The following is a 24,667-nucleotide window of genomic DNA, read 5'->3' on the forward strand; positions in this document are numbered from 1 at the left end:
ACGCGGGGACGCGGGGACACGCGACGGGGACGCGGGGACACGGAGACACGGAGAATAATTCTTAACTCCTAACTCCTAACTCCTAACTCCCAACTCCTAACTCCTAACTCCCAACTCCCAACTCCTAACTCCTAATTCCCAACTCCCAACTCATAATCTAAAATCTAAAATCTAAAATCTAAAATCCCAAACGGAATTATGGATAAAACACCGAAAATTGACCGGCAAAGGGAGCATCAAGCCAACGAACGAACTTTTTTAGCTTGGCTACGCACTTCTATTGCCTTAATTAGTTTTGGAATTGCTATTGCTCGATTTGGGATATTTTTGCGCCAGCTTAATGTTGCTATTACTCAACAAGAAGCTAAGGTAAATCCATTAACTAATTCCGAAAATTTGGGTTTGGCTTTGGTAATTTCTGGAATTTTCACAATTGTGTTAGCTGTGTGGCGATACAATCAAGTTTTTTGGCAAATTGAACGCGGAAATTATAAACCAAGTAGATTAATTGTTTGGATTATGACTGGAATCGTAATTGTTTTAGGGCTATTCTGTATTCCTTTGATTTTGTGGCGTAACAAAATACCTCCTCGTTCTCCTACTCCAATTCAACCACAGTCCCGAAATTTACATTAAGTACAGTCAAAACCAATATTTTCACAACTAAAATAGAATTACTATATGTATCCTCCAATCAAACTATATAACAGTCCAAACAGTACAATTAAAGTCACAATAATATAAGTAAAATCTCTTTGACGTACATAGGCGAATAACGAACAGGCTACTCTGATAACTGGAGTGGCAATTAATACTAACAATCCAAGTTGAATAATCCCACGGCGACGACCGGATTCAACAGATTTGACTACACCTGATGGACTACGAAATTCTGGTAATTCTCCGCGAAAAAATTGATAATTGGGAGCCTCAGTACCGTGGCGAATTAAATACAAAGTTCCACCTATTAAAACTAAAGCGGTGGAAATAATTACTCCAATTCTTAATAGGTTACCCAAAAATTGCTCAAAACGTTGCTCTGATTTACTACGCCTACTTTTCACCATTTTAAAGTCTCCCTGTTAGCCCTTTGTAAATCATTTCCACCGCTAACACTAAAATGACAACGCTGAAAATATTTCGCAAAATCTTAACTTTAACTCTGACTAATATCCGCGCTCCCAGTAAAGCACCAAATAACACTCCTAACATCACAGGCATTGCTAATCCAGGATCGATGTAACCACGGTTTAGATATATGCCAGCGCTAGCCGCCGCCGTCACTCCAATCATGAAATTGCTGGTGGTGGTTGACACTTTAAAGGGAATATGCATAATTCGATCCATTGCCAGCACCTTGAGCGCTCCAGAACCAATACCAAGCAACCCTGAAAGTACGCCAGCTATAAACATTAATCCAAATCCGTAGGGCACTCCACGCACGTTATAAGATTGTTCTCCGGTGGGAGTGGGATAAGTACCATTGAGTTGGAGACGAACTGCTAAAGAATTTGGCGGCAAATTGTTGAGGTGTTCGGGTGGATTTTGGCGGGACAAATAGGCAGAGTAAAGTAAAACGATTCCAAACACAACAGCAAGGAAACCTGTAGAAATTTTAGCTGCTACAATTGCTCCGACTATTGCGCCAAAGGTGGTTGCGACTTCTAGAAACATTCCTAGCCGCACATTTGTGTAGCCTTCTTTAACGTAAGCGGATGCGGCTCCACTAGATGTAGCAATTACAGATACTAGTGAAGCACCGATGGCATAATGAATATCAACTCCAAATACCAATGTTAAAAAGGGGACAATTACAACTCCACCGCCTAACCCTGTTAGCGCTCCTAAAAATCCAGCCAAAAATGAGCCTAACCATACTAATAAAGAAAATTCTAGGATGTTCAAATTGCTTCCCCCGCCACAAACTTTTTGCTTGAGACTAGAAAACGAAACTCAACCTTATCTCTTGCTTGGTTGATTTCACCCGCGAATATTTTAGGAAGTTTCGCTCAGACAAACAAACACTTTTGTTTGTTAAATTAATAATTAAAAGTGATGAATAAGCCAATAAGTAACCCTGTTCCCTATTCCCTTGCCTAAATAATTTATTTTTCACGACTAATTAACTATTAACTGTCAACCGTCAACAGTCAATAATGAACAGTCTTCTATAGAATATTTTTTTACGTGGAAGTCCCTAATTCTTGACTAGTTTCTGAAATCACTGTGACACAGGCATTTACTAGGGGTAAGAGCGGCCCTAGTTGCTCTTGTCCATTGACGGCTAAATCACTGTGACACAAATAAACTCTTTTGGAGACACGAGAGAGCAAATCTGCCAAAATGCGGCGCAATCTTTGTTGTTCTGCTACTTTTTCATTTTCTGCTGTCCAAGGTTCGCCTAATCTGTCTTGAAGGAAAAACGGCGCACCAAACAATGTTGCGGCTCCACCTTTAGCCCATAGAGGCGAACCAGCGTCGAGCCAAAAATGCCAGCGATGCGATCGCCTACTAGACCGATATTGAAATATAGTTGCTAAAGTTACAGCTTTTCTGGCTCCACCAATGGGACGCACTGGGTAAGGGTTGGCGGTGATGGTACCGCGTCGCAGTAGTTGAATGAATTCGGTGATAGTGGCTGCTGACGCAGATGAAGAAGACAGGGAGAGGGGGAGACGCGGGGACGCGGGGAAAGAACTCTCCGCGTCCCCGCGTCCCCATGTCCCCGCGTCCTCTTCCCCTATTCTTCCAGAAGATGTTTGTCGCAACCTTGTATCAATTTCCCAGTAGTGTTGGGCGGTTTCCAGTAATTCCCGCAGTGCTGCTAGTTGTTCGTAGGGGAGATTGCTACCATTCCACAAAAAACGCACAATTGCTCTATCTAAGAGGGAAATGGGACTGGGAATTAAACGCTGTTCTTGTTGCGATCGCTGTTGTTCTAACCACTGTAATATCTCGTTATAAGCTGTGGTGGCTGCATAGCCGATTCTATCCCAGCGCTCGAAAGCGGATACTGGTAGCAAGTTGGGGCGGTCGGGATGGGGTACAAAGCAGTAATCTGCGATTAAACCAGCGCGTACCGGGTCAATGTCAGTAATGAGTGCTGAGTGAAGAGTTAGGAGTGAGGAGTTAGGAGTGGTGAGTGGCGAGTTTTCTGATGGTTTTTGTTTTCTGCTCAAGACAACCAACATTTCTGCTACGGCATCCCTGTCTACAAGGCGTCCCAAGCCGGGATAAACTAGTGCCAGCATGGTGAGTAATGCCCGAATTACTGGCGAACTAATTAACGGACGTTGGTCGTTGAGGGATTCTATTTGGATGTTTTGCTTGACGAGGATTTCTACTAAGGTATAACGAGCAATGGCATCCAAACCCGGTGCTATAATTGCTACTTCTTCTGGTTCCACCTGCCTCGATTGGATGGCATTGGCAATTACTTGTGCTGTTAGCCGCAATAATTGGGCGCGGGAGGTGGTTTGAATTGAGTGGACAATTTCGGGTAAGCTCAATGGCATTATGGAATGTGTGACTAATTCCACCATTTGTGTTGCTAGTTGTTGTCCTAGTGACTCTGGAGGCGGCCCCGTTAAGGTTTCTACCCGACAACGGTCTGCTAAACCTTCAAGGTAGTTTGGATCTGCTCCCAATCCCAATCGCACTGCACCATCGGGATTATAGCTAAAGGCTCCCACTGCACCTTGGTCTAGAAGCAACTCAAACAACAGACGCGCTACACCAGGATAATCATCTACATCATCCGCTAGTACTGCTTGATAGCGTTTTGTTAAGTGCTTTTGGTAATTGCGATCGCTTAATAAATGCTGGCTATAAAGTTCAGTAATAATCCCATAAGTTAGTAATCCCCTCTCTAAACACCAGTTACGCCAATCTAACAGCAATGAGGCCAAAAATTCCGGCTCTAAGTTTGTACTATTTTCCCCCAGACCCCTAGCTAAAATCTGGGCGATTTCTTCACAAGGTACACCGCCATAAGCTGCTAATTGAAATAAGTCTAAGATGCGACGCACTAAACGAGACTCATTCACACCCGCAAGACGTAAAATTTCTGCGTCTAATTGGGAACGCCATAGTTTAGTCGCCAACTCTTGTTCGGTTTCCGGCCGCAATCTCACTGGAAACTGTGCTTTGAGGTTCAATGAATTAATTAGCAACGGCCAAAATAAAATAATCTCATCCTGAAAAAAACCCAACGGTGTCTTACCACGAACCGGATATTTTCCTGATGTTGATGTAACAATTTTATCTCCTAATTCTCGACGATTATCATCATTAGCAGCTAAGACTAAAACTCCTGGTTCTGTTGGCTTAAGATATAAAAATTTAGAGACATTATCACCTTTTTCACGTCCTTGGTTTTTAGTATAAAATGAATCAATATACGTATTTTTAGGTTTTACCCAACTACAAAATTCCTGTACTAAGCGAGTTGTCTTACCACTGCGGCTAGTGCCAACAATCCAAATCGAATGAGAAACCACAAATTTTCTCCTTGTAGATTTGCTAGTATACCTCGTGCGTTAACTTAAGGTTAAGAATCACCAAATAATCCTGGATGATTGTCTGCAATGAAAAACTTTGTTTTTAGCCAAAAAATCTATTCTTTCTTGCTTGCTGCTTATCGATGGTACTTACAGACTCCCGAACGTTCTTTACATCAAGCGTATGATGCAGCATTAAAGATCAAGGAAATAGAAGATAAGCATTTCAATGGTAATAAAATAGACACTGGCTCAGCCATGTACAGTAACAGCGTCATGGATTATTTCGAGTCAGACTTAAACAAACTATTAAAAACTGCCAGAATGCGGCTGACAGAGTTTAGGGCCAGCCGCTGGTTTCTCAATGAAGAAAATCAAAAAGCTGCTGATAAAGCAGGTATAGAATTCCTCAGTCCTGCTTTTGTTTTAGAAAGGCTGAATTTTATCGATGGAGTGATATCGAAATACACAACTGTTAGCGAAGAAATGACTTCTAAAGTTGTAGTAGTCAAATCTCCAACTCCACAAATTGACTCTCCAATTACTCCAGTGTTACCGCCGAAGATAGCAACTAAGGATATGGAGAATAAATCGGATAAAAAGCCAAAGGGCAAAACCGATACAATGGGTGTTTTACCCCGCTCAATTTTAAGTACTATCAGTCGGCTGCAAGTTGAATTAGACCCAAATTCAGAAGAAGAAGTAATTCAGAGTTTTCGTCAAGCTCAAAGAAGAACAATAATATCTATCAGATTTATTTTGCTATTAATTATAGTACCACTTTTAACGCATCAAATAGCAAAAGCTTTTGTAGTCGGCCCTGCTGTTGATAGATTCAGAACCACTGAAGAAGCGCAGGTATTTATCAACTCGGAAATGGAAGAGGAAGCTTTGGGAGAATTACAAAGATTTGAAGAAAGAATCAAGTTTGAAAATTTGATTAGTAATGCACCGCCATTATCAGTTGAGAATATAGAACTTGAGCTAAAAGATAAGGCAACAGAAATTGCTGAAGAATTTCGTCGAGAAAGCTCTAATTCCATTAAAAATGTTTTTGCTGATATGTTTTCTGTGGTTGCTTTTATCTGGTTGATGGTGACTAGCAAGTCTTCCATTGCTGTACTGAAAGATTTCTTCGATCATATTGTTTATGGACTCAGCGACAGCGCTAAGGCATTCATTATCATTTTGTTTACCGATATATTTGTCGGTTTCCACTCCCCCCACGGTTGGGAAGTACTTTTAGAAGGTGTATCCCGCCATTGGGGATTACCAGCAAATCGAGATTTTATCTTTCTATTTATTGCCACATTCCCAGTGATTTTGGATACCATTTTCAAATACTGGATATTCCGATATTTAAACAGAATATCACCTTCAGCAGTAGCTACTTACCGGAATATGAATGAATAAATAATGGGCATAGGGCATTGGTTAATGTGTTAAATACAAAGTTTTGGAAGCTGTCAAGACTAATAATTGATGCGATTAATTTTGATGGATTATGCAGATTTTGGAATTTTAAAATGCCACTGTTAGCAAATCCTTGATGTAGAGACGTTGCAATGCAACGTCTCCAGAAATAACATTTTTAATTGCGATGAAAAAGATATTTTCGGAATTAGGCAAGTTTCACAACTTTATTGCTATCAGTGGGCTTGTAGTTTTATCAATTTCTTTGTTGAGGATGCAATCTTTAGCAAATCCAAAACTTAGTCCGCCAGAATGTCGGTTGAAAAAGTGGGATATACCAGTGTCGTTGACAAATGAAAAAGACAATGCACCTGTTCAACAACAAAAACCAATATTAATTCCCAGGACACCAGTTACTTGTTGTCAGAGTGATGCTTCTTGTTTGGATGAGGCTATTTATGGAGAAATACCAGATAAAAAGGCATTATTAACAGCTATCGATCGCAGTTTACAATACCTACAAACAAAAGCAGCTGCAAATGCTTACCAAAATTATCAAGTGAGTGGAATTAGCCGCGATCGCGTATCCAAAAGTTTACAAAGATTCCGCGAAATTCTCTTAAAAACAAATTCTTCAAAGGAGTTATACCAAGCCATAGAAAAAGAATTTGTTTATTATCAATCAGTTGGTAAAGATAACAAAGGTGCTGTTTTATTCACCGCCTATTACGAACCACTTTACACCGCCAGTCGCGTCCCCACAACAGAATATCGCTATCCTGTTTATCGATTACCTCCTGATTTTAATTCCTGGGCTAAACCTCATCCTACACGCCTACAATTAGAAGGAGTAGACGGCTTACAAGGTGCAAAGGGTAAATTACGAGGCTTAGAATTGTTTTGGTTTCGCGATCGCCTCGAACCATATATGATTCAAATTCAAGGTTCAGCGAAACTTCAACTAACTGATGGCACTCAAACAAGTATAGGTTATGCAGGTAACACTGCTTATAATTACCAAAGCATTGGGCGAGAATTAATTAATGATGGCAAATTACCGCAACAAGGTGTAACTATGCCAATTATTCTCGATTATTTCCAAAAACATCCCCAAGAATTAGATATTTATATTCCCCGCGATCGCAGCTTTGTTTTTTTTCAAGAAAACCACGGCGAACCAGCCCAAGGTTCTATCAATGTACCACTAACAGCAGAGCGTTCTATTGCTACAGATAAATCTCTCATGCCCCCCGGTGCTTTAGCATTAATTCGCGCCCCTTTTCCCTTAGTTAATTCTACTGGAAACATGGAACAACGCATTATTAGCCGCTATGTTCTCGACCAAGATACCGGCGGCGCAATTAAAGGTGCAGGTAGAGTGGATTATTTTTTAGGTACTGGTAAAATTGCAGGCGATCGTGCTGGCGTGACAGTTAGTAATGGACAATTGTTTTATCTATTACTGAAGTAGAAGTCAGAATTCAGAATTCAGAATTCAGAATGTAGGAGTCAGAATTCAGAATGGGCTACGCCCCGCTACGCTAACAGAAGTCAGAATTTAGGAGTCAGAAGTCATACCAATTCACCAAAATATTTATACATATACAATAACCTGTAGGGGCGAACGGCTGTTCGCCCTGAATTCAGAATTTAAAAGTTACGGCTGATGTAAATTAAGAGGAGGTTTAAATGATTTAGTTATCTGTTTTACTCGTACCCTAACCTATTCATATTAAACATAACTTATGTTTTGTCTTTATCTATTATCTCGTTAAAATTACTATTGGTAATCAAGCTTATACATGATTTATTGTTACTAATCACACAGTATTTTAACTAAATTAAAGTACGTAATTTAAGTCTCAAACCCTTGGCACAGAGATTATTTGATTTCTGAATTCTGACTTCTTAATTCACCAATGATAGTTAATAAAAATTTTTAGTAATTTGCCAGATAATATTTTTTTCAATGCTAGGATATAAGACTATAGATCAAAAAAAGTGCTGTACCTGTGAAACAAAAGCCAAAACCAAGGATTGCTTTGCTTCGTGAAAAAGCAGGGCTAACCCAGCTTGAGTTATCGCGTCTTGTTGGTGTGACTGAAAGCACTATTCAAAACTGGGAAAGTGGTAGAACTGGGACAGATCATATTGAAAGAATTATTCGATTTTGCAAAGCCTTGAATTGCCAAGTAGAAGAGTTGATTGAATTTGTCAACGACTCTCCACAAGAATCTACTAACCCAGATTCCATAAGCGAGATACATCATTTGTTGGGTACTAATGAGAAATTTTCCACAAACAGTTCTGATACAACGGGAAAAGCAACAATTTAAGATATAGGACTCATATTTGATTTCTTTAAAAGGGAACAGGGAACGGGTAACAGAAAACAGTTCGATACACCTAATTAAATAGGGAATTTGTTAACGACGGATGTATTTTTTCTTGCACTACGTGTTCCATTAAAATTTTTTTTACCTCTTTTCATAATTCTTCTTCAACTAAATTTACCCACTCCCAGCCCAAGTTACTATCTTTGGCTAAAACTTAGTATCAATAGATAATTTTTACTATTTTTTCTCCAACATTAACCAATTTTTAAACATTTGGAATATCAGAATTGTCTTTGATTTTTGAATTTATTTACTCAGGACGCAACTGAGTACAGATGCGATGAATAGCATTTGCGTGAGAGTAGAGAATAAGGCTGGAGGCTTTGCGAGTTAAGGGCGAGTTTTTTTCTGCAATCAAATAGAAATCCTGTATTTCCAAGGCGGCCTACTTAGTGCTGGTGACGGTAGACTGATTAACACGGGTGTAAATGGTAGTGCTAGTATAATCTCTAAAAGTATTCCCAAAAGTCTTGGCAAATGGGATACAGCAGCCGCTTGCTTGATTTGTTTGCCAAACCTGTAGCAAGTAAGGAGGTGTAGCACTTCAGTACTCAAGTCTAAGGAGCAAAACTAGCTTTGAACAAGGAATTCGTTGACGGTTCCCAGTTAACAGTTAACACTCAACAGTCAGCGACTTGAAGCAAAATAATTTATTTTTTGGAGTTCCCTTAATATTTTGTTAACTAAAATTAATAAAAAATCGTATTATGATGTATGACTTTGCTGAACTTTATAATTTTGGGAAAAATAAATGTTGAATCATGTAAGATTGTCTCATCTGTAAAATTTGAAACACCAACGCCCATAGTAAACCATAGGAAAATTAGCAAATGTTTAGACAAAGTTCTCACCAGAGAAACTTTTTCCAAGCTTTAACTGGTAGTGTAGCCACATTAGGTCATAAATCAAGACTGGCGTTGAAATCCAGTTTGAGTATTTTGGTTGAATCTGTACCTTTTTTGATTGCTTGTGCTGTATTTTTAACCGTTATCAGCTTCAAAAGTCCTATCCTGCTATTTTGTTTATTAGTTGGTAGTTTAATTGCAGTCATCACTCATAAAATTGGACAGCAGGTAAATTTACCAAGGCGATCGCTAATAATCATACAAATTTTAGCAGCAGCGATCGTTCTGAGTTTGTTTTGGTTAGATCAGTTTGCTAGTCCGGCACAAGCACAGTTTTTTGGCGAAGCAGAAAAGTTTTTCAAAAAAACCTTAAATGATGGTTCCACAGGAAATAATGCAGGTGGTAGCGACACCGCAGTCAGTTTAATATTTAATATATTGCGGGCACTTTTCTTGCTATATATTGCAATTTCTTTGGTTGGTGTAATTAATGCAGTTCGTAAAGATGAAGATTGGCAAAGTATCGCCAGAACTCCCCTATTAGTGGTTGTAGCTGTTACCATTGCTGATGTACTCACGCGGTTTGTAATTGGCAATAACAATAGCAGTAATTAATTAAAATTTGACAAATGTCTGAAGAGCGGGAACAAGAATTTCGTCCAGTTAACCAAGTTCTAGGAAGCCAACCTTCATTAGGGCCAATTCCGGCAGATCAAATTCTTCCTTGGACAGTAATCGCCTTATCATCCTACTTAATTATTAATGGGATTTTTGGCGGGCTTTTCCAAGAAGAATTTCAAAAATGGCTGTGGACGCTATTAATGACTGGTTGGGGAATTGCCACCTGGTGGATATTAACTGGTGGGAGAAGTTGGAGCTTTTTAAGTAAATTTATTGGCGTTCCCGCTTGGACAAGAGGCTTTGCTCGTTATCAAAGCTTACTGGAAGTTAACCATGAAGCAAAAAATCGGAAAACAAAGCGTCGGCAGCGCCGGAAATGAAACTAGATTAACACCCTTTGAAGATGCCTTGCACTTGGCGACAATGTTGCGCGTCTCCATGAATGGACGTGATATTGGTGCTTATTTGTTAACAAAAGGCATTCAAAAGGATCGGTTCTGCTTTGTTTTTGGCTTTGATTGTAAGGGAATTCATACCACTTTAAGACCAGAACAAATAGATACACTTTTTAATAACATTGAAGCCGGGTTAAAAGATATTCCCAGCGGTGAAAGAATGACACTGCATTTGGGGTCTTTTAGTTCAGATACAGAACGGCAAAAAGAATTAGCATCACTCATTAGAAATGCGCCATCAAAAGATATTAAATATTTGCTGATGGCCGAGAGAGCGAGAATTAAAGAACTGACTAAAGCTGGTGTACGAAAGCCGAAATTTTTACGGATTTATGTCACCTACACAGTGGAAACAACCTCGAAAAATGCAGATGATTGGATAGAAAGGTTTTTAGTCAAAGCCGAGGCATGGTGGTTGAAATTTAAAGGCGAACTTTCAGAAGCAGAAAACCAACGCCTAGAAACGGTAATAAGCAATGCTTACAAACAAGGTTTTTCACGCTGGGAGCAAATTTTATCTAACAAAATGGGATTGGATGTTAGAGCTTTGAGTGCAGTGGAACTTTGGCAAGACATCTGGAGAAGATTTAATGATACCCAGCCTATAGATATTCCCCAACTTATTACCTTGGATGAAGATGGACTCCATGAAGAAGTTAATTCTGATTTAGCTAGTAGCAAATTGTTGATAGATAATATCCACGGTACAACTTTGCTCATGGAGTCTAGCGTACCGCGTGCCGATCGCCGTTGGGTACATGTGAACAATCGTTTTACCGGCACTATGTCATTTCTGGAAAAACCCGGTGGCTGGCCAAATAAATCGGCTCAACTGCGGTATTTATGGGAACTGTTAGCCAGAGAAACAGTAGTAGATACAGAAATTTTTTGTGAATTGACTGCGGCAAATCCAGCATTAGTGAAAACTACTCTCCAACGAGTGCTGAAGCAGTCAAATATGACCACAATTTTAGCTCAAGAAAAAAGTAAAACCATTGATGTCAACGCCCAATTAAAGTTAAAAAAATCGGTAGCAGCGCAAGAACAATTATATGAAGGTGCAGTGCCGATTTATACAAGCGTTGTTATTTTGGTACATCGGCCAACCGTGGAGAAATTAGACGAAGCCACAAGATATATTGAAAACTGTTTCCAACGTCCAGCTAGGGTAATTCGAGAAACTGAATACGCCTGGAAAATTTGGTTGCAAACTCTCCCCATAGTTTGGGAAGGTTTGTTAGCAACACCATTCAATCGTCGTCAGTTATATTTAACCAGTGAAGTTCCGGGATTAATGCCTTTAGTTTTAACTAAAAGAGGCGATAGACAAGGCTTTGAATTGATTGCAGAAGAAGGTGGAACGCCAGTACATTTAGATTTATTTAATCAACACAAAAATTTAGCTTTATTTGCCACCACTCGTGCTGGTAAATCGGTGTTGGTATCGGGAATTTTAACTCAAGCTTTAGCCTATGGCATTCCCGTAGTGGCTCTAGATTTTCCCAAACCTGATGGTACATCTACTTTTACCGACTATACACAGTTTATGGAGGGAAATGGAGCTTATTTTGATATTTCCAAACAATCCAATAACTTATTTGAACAACCAGATTTAAGAGCCTTAGACCCAGAACAACAACGCGATCGCATGGTAGATTATACCTCGTTCCTAGAATCAGCTTTAATGACAATGGTTTTAGGCTCATCTACCGAAAGTCAAATTTTATCCCAAACGGTGCGATCGATTCTCAACTTAGCCTTAGAAGTCTTCTTTGCTGATGAAGGTATCAAAGAGCGATATCGCAAAGCAATGGCGGGAGGCTTCGGTTCTCCAGCTTGGCAAAAAACCCCGACTTTAAAGGATTTTCTATTTTTCTGTTCCCCAGAACATTTACAGCTCAGCTCCTTAAGTGGCAGAGTAGAAGATGCCCTCAGTCAAATTCAGCTGCGCTTACGTTTCTGGCTTTCTAGCCGCGTTGGACAAGCCATTTCTGCACCATCCAGCTTTCCCACCGACGCCCAACTTTTAGTTTTTGCTCTCAGAAACCTTTCAGATAGTGAAGATGCAGCTGTACTATCCTTAAGTGCTTATTCAGCAGCACTCAGACGCGCATTAAGTAGCCCCGCTTCCATATTCTTTATCGATGAAGCCCCGATTTTATTTGAATTCGAGCAAATTTCCGACTTAGTTGGTCGAATTTGTGCCAACGGAGCCAAAGCTGGTATTAGGGTTATACTATCAGCACAAGACCCTGACACCATCGCCAAATCTAAAGCCGCCTCAAAAATTCTGCAAAACTTAACAACCCGATTAATTGGACGTATTCAACCAGTTGCAGTGGATAGTTTTGCAGACATATTAAAATATCCCCGTAAAATTATCGCTCGTAATGCCTCAGAAAGCTTTTTCCCACGCAAAGAAGGCATTTATAGCCAATGGCTGCTAGATGATAACGGCGTTTATACATTCTGTCGTTACTATCCAGGTTACGAACAATTGGCAGCAGTGGCCAACAACCCCTACGAACAAACTGCACGTAGCCAAATGATGCAAATTCACAACGATAAATATGAAGCAATTTCCGCATTTGCCCGTCAGTTAGTAGCTACACTACGTAGTAATTAATCAGGGAGGATATCTATGACTGGTTAATAGAAATTCCAAAAATTATCTAAAACTATCAAACCAAAAAATATTGCAAAATCCACTGTGGAGTTGGCATCTTGCTCGTTCAAAAACGAAGGTGGGCAAGATGTCAACCACCAAAAAATAATGATTTAATCTTGAAAAAAACTAAATAATACTTCATCTGAATAAATTTCTGACTAACTAGATAATTTCGTCTACCTTTTTCAGGTACATATATATGCGAAAAACTACCATTTTGACATTGACTTTCGTATCTCTAGGAATTCTACCTGTAGCAGCCCAGTTTACCACAAACAAATCACAATTAGGTCAAGTTTGGAATGATTTTCAATCATATTCCACAGATTTACAAAACTACTTTCAATACAATTTAAACGACAACTTAAAACCTGTAGAACTCCAAAGTCGGAATGCTCTAAATAATGCCAAAGGAGAATTGAATATACCAAACCCCGTGAGTGCAGGGGATAAAGTTCGCGATGATTTAATTCTCTACTCTAGATCGGATCGTTTTGAAAATAATGCAGCTGTGAGGGGAAATTTAGTTAGTAATGAACTTAATCGTGTAATTACCCGTGGAGCCGCAGCAAGTTTACTAGGAGAAAATGGACAAATTCGCTCAAAAATCAAGTTAATCGATACAGAAAGAAGTTTACAAAATATTTCCGGCTTTGCTGAAGCAGCCGAAGAACAAACCCAAAGTTTATTAAGTAAAATTCCTATCCCAGTTTTTGATGCAAGTAAACTCGATCCAGCAACAGCAATATTAGCGCAATTGCTGAATGCCAATCAATCACAAAGCATTAAAATTCAACAGGAACAATCAAAAATTATTGGTGAAACATTTGCCCAGACAATACAAACTAATCAATCTTTGCAATATTCAAATTTAAATTTAGCCAACATTTCCGAACAAACAGAAGAAGCAAATCGCGCTCGCAGAGTGGAAACATCAAGCGAAGCAGCGCGACTTTTACGAGCGACTTCTCAAATAGATTTATTTGGTAGAAAAGAGAATTAAGAAGAATTCAGACATTTCTGGACATTGTAGGAGTGAGTTATCAATGAATTGAATTTTAAATTTTAACTTTTGACGAAGCAAGCAACGTCAAATTTTCAATTTAGTCTGGTGTTTTAGTATAAAAATCATAAAAAATCGCCGTAAGCTCAAAATAATGCAACTTGCTATTCCACGAATTTTTGCCCAAGTAGGCATTGATGAAATTCTTGATAATGGTGTCGCTACTTCCCAAAGTATTGCCGAAGGTTGGGACAAACAATGGCTAGATTTATTACAAAATAACACCAATAATAACCTGTATGGAACCCTGACGAATGTAGGTATTTTCTTTGCAGTGGGAACCCTATTATTTTTTATGGTACAATTCCTCAGGGATTTATTAACTTATGAATATACTCGTCCCATATCAGCATTAATTTGGCCCTTTGTAGTAGTAATACTCTTAAATAATTCAGGCAACGGCAGTATACTTTCTAATTTGACACTGGGGGTGCGTAATTTTATAGATACTGCAAATGAGCAAGTATTGACCACAGCAGATGCAGATAAAATGTACCAACAAGCTTTGAGTATGAGTGTTGCTGAAGAGGTAGCGGGTTCTTTCCTGCGTCCTTGTCAGTCCCTAACTGGTGAACAGCAAAGTCAATGCTTTGCCAAAGCTGCGGAAAAAGTGAATATTCTCTGGCAAAAATATCGAGATTCCTACGGAAATAAAAACTGGATATCCAGACTACAAACGAAGGTAGATAATATTAGATATGGCACGGGTATTGTATCGGAAGCCGCATTTAATTCTTTATTAGGTTCTACAGTACAAACTAGCATCAAAAACTTTTTAGTTTCCTTACAATACGCCTTTCAAAATTTAATAGAAGCAACGATGTTGCTAATAGCAGCTTTAGGGCCTGTTGCTGTGGGTGCTTCTTTATTACCTGTAGTCGGTAAACCAATTTTTGCGTGGCTGACTGGATTTTTATCCATTGGAATTGCCAAGATTTCATTTAATATTATTGCTGTGTTAACTTCGGCAGTTATTGTTAATGGGCCAGGCCAAGATCCTAATGTTGACCCAGACTTAATGTGGTTCATGATTTTTCTGGGAGTTCTAGCACCGATTTTATCCTTAGTTGTGGCTGCTGCTGGGGGGTTTGCAGTGTTCAGTGCTATCAATAATGCAGCTTCTTTAGTCAAGGAGAGAATATAGTTAAGAATTCAGAAGTCAGAATTTAGGAGTCACAATAATTAAAGAATCATGATAAAAATATGACAATATATAACAATATTAAATCATTTGTTCAAAAAAATATATCGCCTATCATCATATATAACAACCAAAAAATTTTCTCGCAGGAGGTGATAGCATGGTACGTTTACTAGAGAAAAGGAAAAAAACAGTTAGTGTCTTAACAATTTTTGCGATCGCCACCTTTAGTTTGCATTTATTCATCTTACTACTATTTTTATTTCAAGGCATAACTATTCGCCAACTGAGTTTGAGAAAACCTCCAAATTTCGTCCAATTAATAGATGGAAAAAAAGTAGATGAAATTGATGATTTAAAAAGAGATCCAGAAGCAATTCGTCAATTCATCAATAAAACCATGATTGCAATGTTTAAGTGGTCGGGAACCTTACCACCACAAAAAATTGAAGAAGTCGCAAATCCTAAAGCAGATTTGGGAATATTAGTTAGAACGCCCCAAGGCGGTAGTCAAAAAATTAGTACCACTAGTTGGATAGCTAGTTTTGCTTTATCAGAAGACTTTCGCAAAGGTTTCTTAAGCACAATTGCCGAAATCACACCACCGGAAGTGTTTTCTGAAAATCCCAAACAAGGAATGACATCAGAGTTAGTAATTAAACGGATTTATCCGCCAAAAGAAATTGCCCCAGGTCAATGGCGAGTCGGTATGGTAGCTGATTTAGTTCAAAAAAATCGCGGTGATGATAGAAGAGTCATAACTCCTTTCAACAAAGATTTTCTCGTGCGTGCCACAGATTATTTTCCTAATCCCCAAATGGAAAGTAGCACTGACCTGCAAAAAGCAATTTATAGCGTCCGTGCTGATAGACTAGAGATTTATGAAATTCGAGATTTATGTTTGTTAGATAACTACAGTAACCTGAATGAAGCTCAATTAAAAGAATGCAAAATTCAACAAAGAACAGATAATTTTATTAGATAAAAATTCAGAATCCAGAATCCAGAATTCAGAATTCAGAATTCAGAATTCAGAATTCAGAATCCAGAATCCAGAATCCAGAATTCAGAATTCAGAATCCAGAATTCAGAATTTATAAAAGGTCTAGTATACTTAGTAGTATAGTAAAATTAAAAATTATTATAGAATCTTTGTTTAGCTTCGAGAACGAAATAGTGTACTTCACTTAAGTTCAAATATACTGTATATCCATTGCTAAAACCTTCTCTTGACTTCTGAATTCTGACTCCTGAATTCTGACCCCTGACTCCTGACTCCTGACTCCTGACTGCTGACTCCTGACACACGATAACAACAAATTATTAATGCAGATATTTAAATCAGAAAATAAAAAAAGTAACGCCTTACCATTGTTGGCAGTAGGAACATTTGGGTTACATGCATTTACATTACTGCTATTGATATTTCACGGGTCTATGTTACAACAGTTACGTCGGCAACTCACGCCTCAAAGTTTAGTACAACTTGTTGATGGTCGCGTGATTACAGCAGACCCCCAAGAGAATTTAGAGCGACAACCAGAAACTATTCGGCGCTTTGTAGCCGAAACTATGAATCTAATGCTTAGCTGGTCGCAGCAACAACCACCAACAACAGTCTGGGAAATTAGTTCTCAATTGGTGGCTGATGATTTTAAGCAAAAAATGAAATCACAAGTAATTAACTTAAACCCAGATAGCCAATTTGAAAATGTCAATCGAGGCACTGAAAATGTATTAGTAATCCAAAAAATATCTCAACCGACAAAAATAGGTAATGGTCAATGGAAAGTCGAGATGTTTGCCAACCAATTGACTTTTAGCAGTTATGATAAATTGGGAAAATCAACTTCCTTTAATAAACAAATTTTAGTTAGAGCAATAAATGAGCCAGCAACTTCACTACCAAATGCGCCGCTACCGTCGCACTTTGCGGTTTACCGCCTTGGTGAAGCCAGACTAGAAATTTATAATGTCTGTGAAATTCAAGATAAAAATTGTTCTGGAAATTCCAACTAAGCTTTACCATGACTCAATATTCAATTCCGACAGAAACCTCTCCACCAAATTTATTAACTTTAGACACCGACGATCGCCAACTAGAAATAGAATATGACGATTGGGAATCACGGATGGCTAGGTTGGTTGGTTTTGAAGAAGAACCTGCTAGCGATGCCTTTCATAGACAAGGTCTAGGCCAAACAACATTAGAAGAAGCTGCAATATCCGAACCGTCATCCGAACCAGAAGAACTTAAAACAGAGCAGCCCCTCTCATCTAATCCTTTTGCCAAATTAGGCCTAGTAGGTGCAGCTACCTTAGCAGTAGTTTTGGTGGCTGGTGTGTTTTTGTCGCAATTGATGAGTGGTAGTAGTCAAAAGCCCAGAAATAATCTTGTCACTCCACCAGTGCGATCGCAACCCACAAACCAAACAACTTCTGAACAGCTGCAAAGCGAAATCGAGACTCTGAAAACAAAATTAGCCCTAACCGAACAAGCACAGTCAGTAAAAGCCGCCCAAGAAAAGCTGAGAACGCCAAAACCAACTTCCACAGTAGCCTTGGCACAACCATCAGTTTCTTCCACCAGGAGACAGCAAGTGATACCCACACCCCCACCAACAGCTTACGTTCCTCAGCCAGTGACCATTGAGCGCATCGTCAGAGTACCAGCTCCCCAACCTTTACTAACACCCCAACTACCAGTTCTCAGACCAAACACTCAACCCGTAGTTACCATTACCCCACCAGCCCCACCAAACCCATTTGATGAGTGGACAAAACTAGCAAAATTAGGTAGCTACGGCCAGGTCAATGTCACCGAACAACCCAATAACATCGCAGCTGCTCCCCAACCTACAAACGAAATGCAGCAGCCTCAGCAGCCACCTCAAGAAACACCAAACCCCAATCCTGGCGAACAACCCCCACAACAGGGGCCTGCCGTAGTTAGCCAAGCACAACCACAAGGACAGAATACCGTAGCCATCGGTACTAGTGCCAAAGCCGTATTGGCAACGGCGATATTTGGCGAAACTACCAGAGGAGGCAATAACGAAGAACAAACAGATAAAAACGTATTTGTAGTTCGATTGAAAGAACCGCTAAAAGCCGCCAATGGTGAGGTCGCTTTACCTGCAAACACCGAATTTCTCACTGAAATTCGTTCTATTTCCGAACAAGGTCTTGTGCAGATGAACATAACCAAAGTTATGTCACAAAATGATGGCAACCTCACAGAACGAAGCTTACCCAACAATTCAATTATTATTCGCGGCAACAAAGGCAGACCTTTAATAGGTAATAAATTTCCCGGTCAAAGTTCCTCTGTAGCATCAATGGATTTGGGACTATTTGTTTTAGGAGGTATTGGCAAAGCCGCAGAGTTATTAAATCGCACCGACGGCCAAGTCGTCACCATCAATGGTGGAAGCACAGTTGTGAGCAACACCAACACTGGAGAAAATATTCCAGCTGGCATCGTCGAAGGTGGTTTGAACTCCGTAGTACCGCAAATTGCCCAACGCAATCAACAGGCCATCGCCCAAATGTCACAACAAACGAACGTTTGGTTTTTGCCAGCAGGCACAAATGTTGAAATCTATGTCAACCAAGCAACCCAATTTTAGAAGATAATATCTATCCCAATTTTCGGCTCTTACTTAACACTGAATCCTGGCTTATAAGGCATAGGAATTCACAATTTGGAATTAGGTAATAATTTAGTAATTATTTTTCTTCCCTATCTTCCAATACGGTTGGGATAAGCTTTTTTAGTTCCCTGTTGTGTCTACCAATATCCCCTTGTGCAACCATGAAAAATAATACTAAATTACCAGGAAATATCCTCAAAAATTCCTATTTCCTACCAATAGCTTCCTTAATTTTCTCGGTTACTATGCTGTTATTGGTAGGTCGTGCTGTAGCTAATAATGCCGTTCTCCGCTCCATATTTTCCTGTCAAGGACAGGGTTTAGGAGGATTGTTACCCACCCTCCATGTTTCTTATCAACAAGGAACAAACTTAAGTTTTATTCCAGCTGGCGAAGTCATTAAAAAAGTTTGGTTAAACGATCCATCGCAAGTAACTATAGATTTTGATGGCCCAGTGTGTATGCAGTTTGGTCAAAAACCAAACACTACTACCGGAGATTGTAAAAACTCAGCAGCCAACGTAATTCAACTCAGGCGAATTCCCAGATTAAATATTCCCGGACTTCCGAAAACTAGCAATACACTTTTAACAGTTGTTACTGAAAGCCAAGGTAGAAACAAACTGTATACTTTTCGAGTATTGTATGTCGAAAATGCTCCAGAATATCACACTCTAGCTATTTATCCCGATCCGCCTTCTGCTCGACAACCCTCTTGTGCAGTAGAACCACAACAATAGAGTAGACCTATGAGCAAAAGTTACTTTTGTAAGAGGGGGAAAGGGAAAAGGGTTTTGATTTGCCCTTTCCCCTTTAACCCTTAACCTTTTCCCCACTTCTCTTAGAAGTCTAGTGTTGACGGTTGACAGTTGACTGATGACTGTCGATATTTTGTGGGCTTTATTACAGTATTTTTGGTGGTATTTAGACCACAATTGAGGCGGTTAATGGGGAGTAGGGAGTGGTGTAGTTGAATTACTTGAAAAGCGCTGTAATTTGGAATTGGTATTAAGTATTTTTGCCCTAAATATTATGACCCCCTTTGCTCTCTCATCCCCACAATTAACCGTCAACTGTCAACTGTCAACTATCAACTCTTAACCTAAATCGTTACAAATATTCAGAGAAAAACCAACCATAAATTATAAATTCGTGCAAATATAAAGAAAATATTAAAAGTTACAAGCTCATGATCGCTCCCAAAATGATCCAACAGCTCTGGGCTGTAATCGAGTCTACCCAGGTCAACACCCTGCTCCAGTTTGATGATGCTGCATTAGTACAACTAATCCTCCAGCAGTTACAAGCTAAGCAAGGGCTTGATCCTCAAGTAGACAGCACACTCAATACTTACATAAAATCTAAACTACCTCTAATTCGCGATACGGCTGAAGGTCGATTATCGTTAGAACAAGGCGGCAATCATTAGGACGAGAAACCAAATGATTGTTTACCCCCAAGCATACGCTCACAATTCAAATAGTCCAACAGAATGAATCACTGGCTAATAATTGCCCTGGTAGCTTATCTCATTGGAGCGGCAATTGAAGGGGTGAGTACAGCCAGTCAGCTCTCTGATTCTGCGCCAGAACTAGTTAAAAGCACACAAACTCAGTCCTTGGAGTCTGACAATTCGCCTAATTTAAATTGGCGAATTGTCGCTGTCATTACTTCAGTAAGTATCTGTGCAGCTTTTTTCTGGCCTTGCCGCCTGCTTCACCGTTTTATTAAAGGAAAAGTTCACTCATAAGCAAATTTTGAGATTGTAAATTTTCGTTAATTTCTCAATTGTTGCCGCATCAACTTCGCTGTCAATAACTTATTCAAAATCACAAGCGTTATAAACTTTTGGATTAGGAATTGCTTTGTGCATCTCGATTCTGGAAATCCATCTGTAGCATTCTTTTTTCAAATTGGTATCACATCAACAGATAAAGCTTAAAAGGCTATTTATAAAGTAAAAATATTCCATAGAAGACTGTTGACAGTTGACTGTGAACCTCAACAGTCAACTATTTTTTCCTTATCATCGAATAATCTAGTCAACAGTGAGAAAGTATGATTTTTAACCGCATTCCTCAGAAAACGCTGATAACAGGATTAGCGATTGGTTCTATACTGAGTTTATTTTTTAATACTCCAAGTACTGCCCAAGAAATATACATTAACGATAACTGCAAACAAAATCAGCAATTAGATGAATTTGACAGGTTTACTATTTTCTATAAATCTGAATTTAAAACCAAAGGACAAACTTATTGGTTTTACTCAGGTAGATATCAAGATGGAACCACTATTATTTGTATTTCACAACCAGGATTTAAACAAGCAAAACCTTTAAACATAGAAAAAATCCAATCTGGTTACATTGAAAAAATTACCAAAGACCCACGCAATCAAACAGCCTTTCTTGTCACCGTTCGCGAGGGGAATGGTTCCTATGTGCCAATATTCCAATATCGGCTGAATTTGTCCACACCTTCTAAACCCCTACTAACCAAACTCAAATCTTGGACATCGGGACAGTAGTGGCGATCGCTTTGTAGTTTTTTGCAACTAAGTTAGGACATAAACTGATGGTAAAAGCCCGACAACAAGAGACTTTCTTTCCTGTTGACTGTTGCCTATTGCCTGCTATAAAATCTCCACAAAGCTTTGCATAAAAAAATAAAGAGGCAAATCGGCTGCTTTTGACGTTTCGCCTCTCTCAATCACATTTAAGTTGAACTAACAATTAAACTTTAGAACGGTCAGTTAAAATCTCATAACCAGTTTCCGTTACCAAGACAGTATGCTCGAACTGAGCAGACAAAGCATTATCCACAGTTACAGCCGTCCAACGGTCAGATAATGTCCGTGTATGTCTAGAACCCGCATTTACGATTGGCTCAATTGCCAGCGTCATCCCCGCACGAAGTTTCACATTTGGCAATTCGCGGGTACGGAAGTTAAACACAGAAGGTTCTTCATGCAAGTTACGACCGACACCGTGTCCGGTAAATTCTTCCACGATACTAAAGCCGTTAGCTTTGACATGGTCTTCAATGGGGCCAGCTAAATCAAGCAAGTACACACCAGCCTTAACTTGTTCAATGCCCTTAAATAAAGCTTCTTCTGCAACGCGAATTAACTTAGCTGCTAATGGAGTGACCTCTCCAACAGCGATCGTAATGCAAGAATCACCATGAAAGCCTTGATAATAAGCGCCTGTATCTACTTTTAAGACATCCCCAGGACGGATTACTTTCTTGGCACTAGGAATACCATGTACTACTTCATTATTAATACTGGAGCAAATAGAACCTGGAAACCCGTGATATCCTTTGAAACTTGGTGTTGCACCCATTTCGCGGATGCGTTTTTCCGCATAAGCATCCAAGTCAGCTGTGGTCATTCCTGGTTTTACTAACTCAGAAATTTCTTTTAGCACAGTTGCTACAATTGTCGCCGATTGCCGCATGATTTCAATTTCACGCGGGGATTTAATTTCAATTCCTCGACGTTGTTTTTTTGCAGGTGCAGGCTGAGTTGGTTGAGAAAGTAAGTTACTGAAAATGTTCATGAGAGATAATAATTACTGGCGCTTTACAGCTTAGGTGTCAATGCTTTTCTAGGTTAATTGAGAAATAATATCTATATCTAAATTAGCTTATTTTTAAGCACACACTCTGCTAATTAATTTCTGAATCTGGATTGGCGTTAATTCTTGCACATTAGACAAAACCATCGCAGCTCCGGCTCTTAGGAGTGTTTCACTGTATGCCTCACTCCGTGTCGGTGTTTCTTGGACGTGGGGTGGTAGAACTCCTACACCAATCCAAGTGCGAGCAGAATCTAAACTCCGTGCTTTTTCCACAGTATACATGTCTGCTACGGTATCCCCCACATACACGATCGCTGATTTTTGCTCAATGCCATTTTCTATTTGACTAACTGTAGCAAAAAGTCCACTGGGGTCTGGTTTACCCGGTGCATCCTCCATCGCAATCAACACTGGAGATTGCAAACCCAAACGTTTTTCTAGGACATAGTTAGCCGAAACACGAGTAGCGCCACTGAAAAATCCCCAAGCAATCCCCGCTTGTGTTAGTTCGTCTAAGTAGCTGGATTGTAATAATAACGGTTCATCACAGATATAACCCGTCAAATTATTGGGGTCTGGGCCTCGATAACGCGATTGGAAAAAAGCCACTATGGCATTGTAATCTAGTTGCAATTCTTCACGACTCTGCCCTTGAACGCTAAAGTAGCGGTAAATTAATTCTTGGGATGCTTCCCAGTCGTTATTCCATACACCTTCTGATTTTAGCTGGTCAATATCTAAGGGTGTGGGACGATATGCAGCCTTTGTGAAGTATTCTACGGTATCTGCGATCGCTCGGCGATAGGAATTACTCACATCACGCACAACACCATCAATATCGAAAACAACGGCCGCTTTTGTGGAAGTTTCTTGAGTCATGGGGAAGCAACCAAAACAGTTTTACATCATCATAGAGCTTATGATTACGACTCAGGTAAAAAATCGGGTTTGATATAAAAATGTGTTAGGAAAACTCAATTGTTTGTCAGGATGGGATGAAAGACATTGCCTTAACCAACCAATATCTCCTCATTGTTTTCGGCTGCTGAAATATACAAACTCCTCCAATGCTCTAAGCCATTAAGACACCATCCTTCCCAACTTCGATCTCTCGCAAAAAGTGCTTCAGGATCGATCTGTCGAAGAATGCTAGCTCCTTGACTGACTAGCTCACGGGATATAAGCCCCAATGACTCCTGCGCTGGCAACAGAGTAGGAGCAAGAGTTTGGTCTCCGAAGATGAGTTTTTGAACAATCTCATTAGCATTACTAACTTGTCTTCTCGATAGTTCCCGCGACAAACGTTCTTGGATCTCAGCAGATGATTTTTCTAGTAATGCTGTTCTATCTTCAATCCCTGGATAAAGTTGACAAGTACGCCTTAACTCAGATTGCAATTCGGCAATTACCTGATGTGCTTCTAGCTCAGATCCAAAAGTCTGTTTGTGTGTTTCGATCGCATCTTCAAGGACTTCATTAATCTCTTCAGGTTCAATCTCAAAAAAGCGGTAGATACCACAACCATAGGAAAAGATATAAACTACAAGGGTGCTAAGTGCCTTTTCACGTTGAAGGCGCGCGTACAGCGTACTGCTAGGAGGAATTGCGCTGTAGATTACAGAAACACCCATAAGCAAACTTACTTAGTTTTAATCCTTCAGACTACATCTTTATCTTATTAATTGTATTCTTCGATAACTATGCCAATGGGTCTAAATCTGACGAATTATCTCGACTCAGGTAAAAAAGCAGGATTGAGGATTTGCTCTGGTATGAAGGGAGATTTTTCAGGAAACGTAGCCACAGCTAATTCAGTTTCATCAGCAGCCAATAGTCTAGCGTGGTTATAACACTCTCCAAAGACCTCATCAAAATATAGTTTCAGGCTAGGACTTTCTTCTAGAGTTTCTCTGAGGCGTTTGCGATGCTCTCGAATCGTTGCTTGCCAACTCCCGGAGCGCTTTTCGGGCTGATACCTATACTTTAATAGATGCATTAACACCACTTCCAAATTGCTTCTGAGTGCTTTCTTTTCACTCCTACCCATTGTTTCAATTTCTTCAATTAAATTTTCTAAGTCCAGTTGTGTGAAATTCTTTTGCTTGAGCAGTTCTACTGTGGTTTGAATCCACAAGTAAAAATCTTGCTCATACAAATCTGAACCAGATGTTATTTGAGATTCGGGCAGTTGAGCAGTCATAAGCATCTGTAATTAGCGCCGACTACAGCTGATATTAACTGATTTTCAATCATTAATTGGTCATTAGTCATTAGTCATTAGTCAAAACTAATTACCAATACCCCATGCCCTATGCCCCATGCCCCATGCC

Annotated in this window: 23 protein-coding genes; 16 read left to right on the top strand and 7 right to left on the bottom strand. The window is 39.6% G+C overall.

Translation table 11 applies throughout. The annotated features are described in order from the left end of the window. Positions 1–198 precede the first annotated feature (198 nt). Positions 199–636, top strand: coding sequence for a YidH family protein (locus GNE10_RS11805; RefSeq protein ID WP_185565340.1), 438 nt, complete (start codon positions 199–201; stop codon positions 634–636). Positions 637–677: 41 nt separating this feature from the next. Here GNE10_RS11805 and GNE10_RS11810 read toward each other — a convergent pair whose 3' ends face one another. From GNE10_RS11810 to GNE10_RS11820, 3 genes are all read right to left on the bottom strand, one after another. Next, complete coding sequence (locus GNE10_RS11810; protein ID WP_185565341.1) at positions 678–1,067, bottom strand: DUF1634 domain-containing protein; 390 nt, start codon at positions 1,065–1,067, stop codon at positions 678–680. Between the two features lies 1 nt (position 1,068). Next, positions 1,069–1,905 carry a sulfite exporter TauE/SafE family protein gene (locus tag GNE10_RS11815; RefSeq protein WP_185565342.1) on the bottom strand — a complete coding sequence of 279 codons (837 nt, stop codon included), beginning with the start codon at positions 1,903–1,905 and terminating at the stop codon, positions 1,069–1,071. Positions 1,906–2,183: 278 nt separating this feature from the next. Continuing rightward, on the bottom strand, positions 2,184–4,499 hold the full coding sequence (locus GNE10_RS11820; RefSeq protein ID WP_185565343.1) for a recombinase family protein: 2,316 nt from the start codon (positions 4,497–4,499) through the stop codon (positions 2,184–2,186). Positions 4,500–4,586: 87 nt separating this feature from the next. Here GNE10_RS11820 and GNE10_RS11825 point away from each other — a divergent pair, with 87 nt between their 5' ends. From GNE10_RS11825 to GNE10_RS11895, 15 genes are all read left to right on the top strand, one after another. Beyond that, positions 4,587–5,912, top strand: coding sequence for a proton extrusion protein PcxA (locus tag GNE10_RS11825; RefSeq protein ID WP_397325451.1), 1,326 nt, complete (start codon positions 4,587–4,589; stop codon positions 5,910–5,912). Positions 5,913–6,099: 187 nt separating this feature from the next. Further along, entirely contained in the window at positions 6,100–7,383 is a 1,284-nt protein-coding gene (locus GNE10_RS11830) for a murein transglycosylase A (RefSeq protein WP_185565345.1), read from the top strand. A 541-nt stretch (positions 7,384–7,924) separates the two neighbouring features. Next, positions 7,925–8,248 carry a helix-turn-helix transcriptional regulator gene (locus tag GNE10_RS11835; protein WP_185565346.1) on the top strand — a complete coding sequence of 108 codons (324 nt, stop codon included), beginning with the start codon at positions 7,925–7,927 and terminating at the stop codon, positions 8,246–8,248. An 890-nt stretch (positions 8,249–9,138) separates the two neighbouring features. Further along, positions 9,139–9,768 (top strand): hypothetical protein, encoded by a 630-nt coding sequence (locus GNE10_RS11840; protein WP_099069462.1) that lies wholly within the window; start codon positions 9,139–9,141, stop codon positions 9,766–9,768. Positions 9,769–9,782: 14 nt separating this feature from the next. Further along, positions 9,783–10,154 carry a hypothetical protein gene (locus tag GNE10_RS11845; RefSeq protein WP_099069463.1) on the top strand — a complete coding sequence of 124 codons (372 nt, stop codon included), beginning with the start codon at positions 9,783–9,785 and terminating at the stop codon, positions 10,152–10,154. Next, entirely contained in the window at positions 10,108–12,855 is a 2,748-nt protein-coding gene (locus tag GNE10_RS11850; RefSeq protein WP_185565347.1) for a hypothetical protein, read from the top strand. The genes GNE10_RS11845 and GNE10_RS11850 overlap by 47 nt, the downstream gene beginning before the upstream one ends. Before the next feature lie 241 nt (positions 12,856–13,096). Beyond that, a complete protein-coding gene (locus GNE10_RS11855) occupies positions 13,097–13,900 on the top strand; it encodes a hypothetical protein (protein WP_185565348.1) in 804 nt (267 codons plus the stop codon). Positions 13,901–14,054: 154 nt separating this feature from the next. Next, positions 14,055–15,104: a hypothetical protein gene (locus GNE10_RS11860; RefSeq protein WP_185565349.1), complete on the top strand. Its 1,050-nt coding sequence runs from the start codon at positions 14,055–14,057 to the stop codon at positions 15,102–15,104. Positions 15,105–15,261: 157 nt separating this feature from the next. Continuing rightward, positions 15,262–16,086, top strand: coding sequence for a hypothetical protein (locus tag GNE10_RS11865; RefSeq protein ID WP_185565350.1), 825 nt, complete (start codon positions 15,262–15,264; stop codon positions 16,084–16,086). A 341-nt stretch (positions 16,087–16,427) separates the two neighbouring features. Next, entirely contained in the window at positions 16,428–17,120 is a 693-nt protein-coding gene (locus GNE10_RS11870) for a hypothetical protein (RefSeq protein WP_185565351.1), read from the top strand. 8 nt (positions 17,121–17,128) lie between these two features. Then, positions 17,129–18,730: a TrbI/VirB10 family protein gene (locus tag GNE10_RS11875; RefSeq protein ID WP_185565352.1), complete on the top strand. Its 1,602-nt coding sequence runs from the start codon at positions 17,129–17,131 to the stop codon at positions 18,728–18,730. Positions 18,731–18,915: 185 nt separating this feature from the next. Beyond that, the gene (locus tag GNE10_RS11880) at positions 18,916–19,494 is read left to right on the top strand and encodes a hypothetical protein (RefSeq protein ID WP_185565353.1); all 579 of its coding nucleotides are present in this window, start codon (positions 18,916–18,918) and stop codon (positions 19,492–19,494) included. Between the two features lie 449 nt (positions 19,495–19,943). Next, positions 19,944–20,183: a hypothetical protein gene (locus GNE10_RS11885; RefSeq protein ID WP_185565354.1), complete on the top strand. Its 240-nt coding sequence runs from the start codon at positions 19,944–19,946 to the stop codon at positions 20,181–20,183. Between the two features lie 63 nt (positions 20,184–20,246). After that, positions 20,247–20,504, top strand: a complete 258-nt coding sequence (locus GNE10_RS11890) for a hypothetical protein (protein ID WP_185565355.1) — start codon at positions 20,247–20,249, stop codon at positions 20,502–20,504. A gap of 308 nt (positions 20,505–20,812) precedes the next feature. Next, positions 20,813–21,283 (top strand): hypothetical protein, encoded by a 471-nt coding sequence (locus GNE10_RS11895; protein ID WP_221642820.1) that lies wholly within the window; start codon positions 20,813–20,815, stop codon positions 21,281–21,283. Positions 21,284–21,488: 205 nt separating this feature from the next. Here the strand turns inward: GNE10_RS11895 and map are convergent, their stop codons facing one another. The 4 genes from map to GNE10_RS11915 form a co-directional block, all read right to left on the bottom strand. Further along, positions 21,489–22,316 (bottom strand): type I methionyl aminopeptidase, encoded by an 828-nt coding sequence (gene map / locus GNE10_RS11900; protein ID WP_099069473.1) that lies wholly within the window; start codon positions 22,314–22,316, stop codon positions 21,489–21,491. 93 nt (positions 22,317–22,409) lie between these two features. Further along, on the bottom strand, positions 22,410–23,216 hold the full coding sequence (locus GNE10_RS11905; protein WP_185565356.1) for a TIGR01548 family HAD-type hydrolase: 807 nt from the start codon (positions 23,214–23,216) through the stop codon (positions 22,410–22,412). Between the two features lie 131 nt (positions 23,217–23,347). Further along, complete coding sequence (locus GNE10_RS11910; protein WP_185565357.1) at positions 23,348–23,968, bottom strand: hypothetical protein; 621 nt, start codon at positions 23,966–23,968, stop codon at positions 23,348–23,350. Positions 23,969–24,063: 95 nt separating this feature from the next. Continuing rightward, positions 24,064–24,537, bottom strand: a complete 474-nt coding sequence (locus GNE10_RS11915; RefSeq protein ID WP_185565358.1) for a DUF29 domain-containing protein — start codon at positions 24,535–24,537, stop codon at positions 24,064–24,066. Positions 24,538–24,667 lie beyond the last annotated feature (130 nt).

It is taken from the genome of Nostoc sp. 2RC (assembly GCF_014222165.1).
GTDB classification, from domain to species: domain Bacteria; phylum Cyanobacteriota; class Cyanobacteriia; order Cyanobacteriales; family Nostocaceae; genus Nostoc; species Nostoc linckia.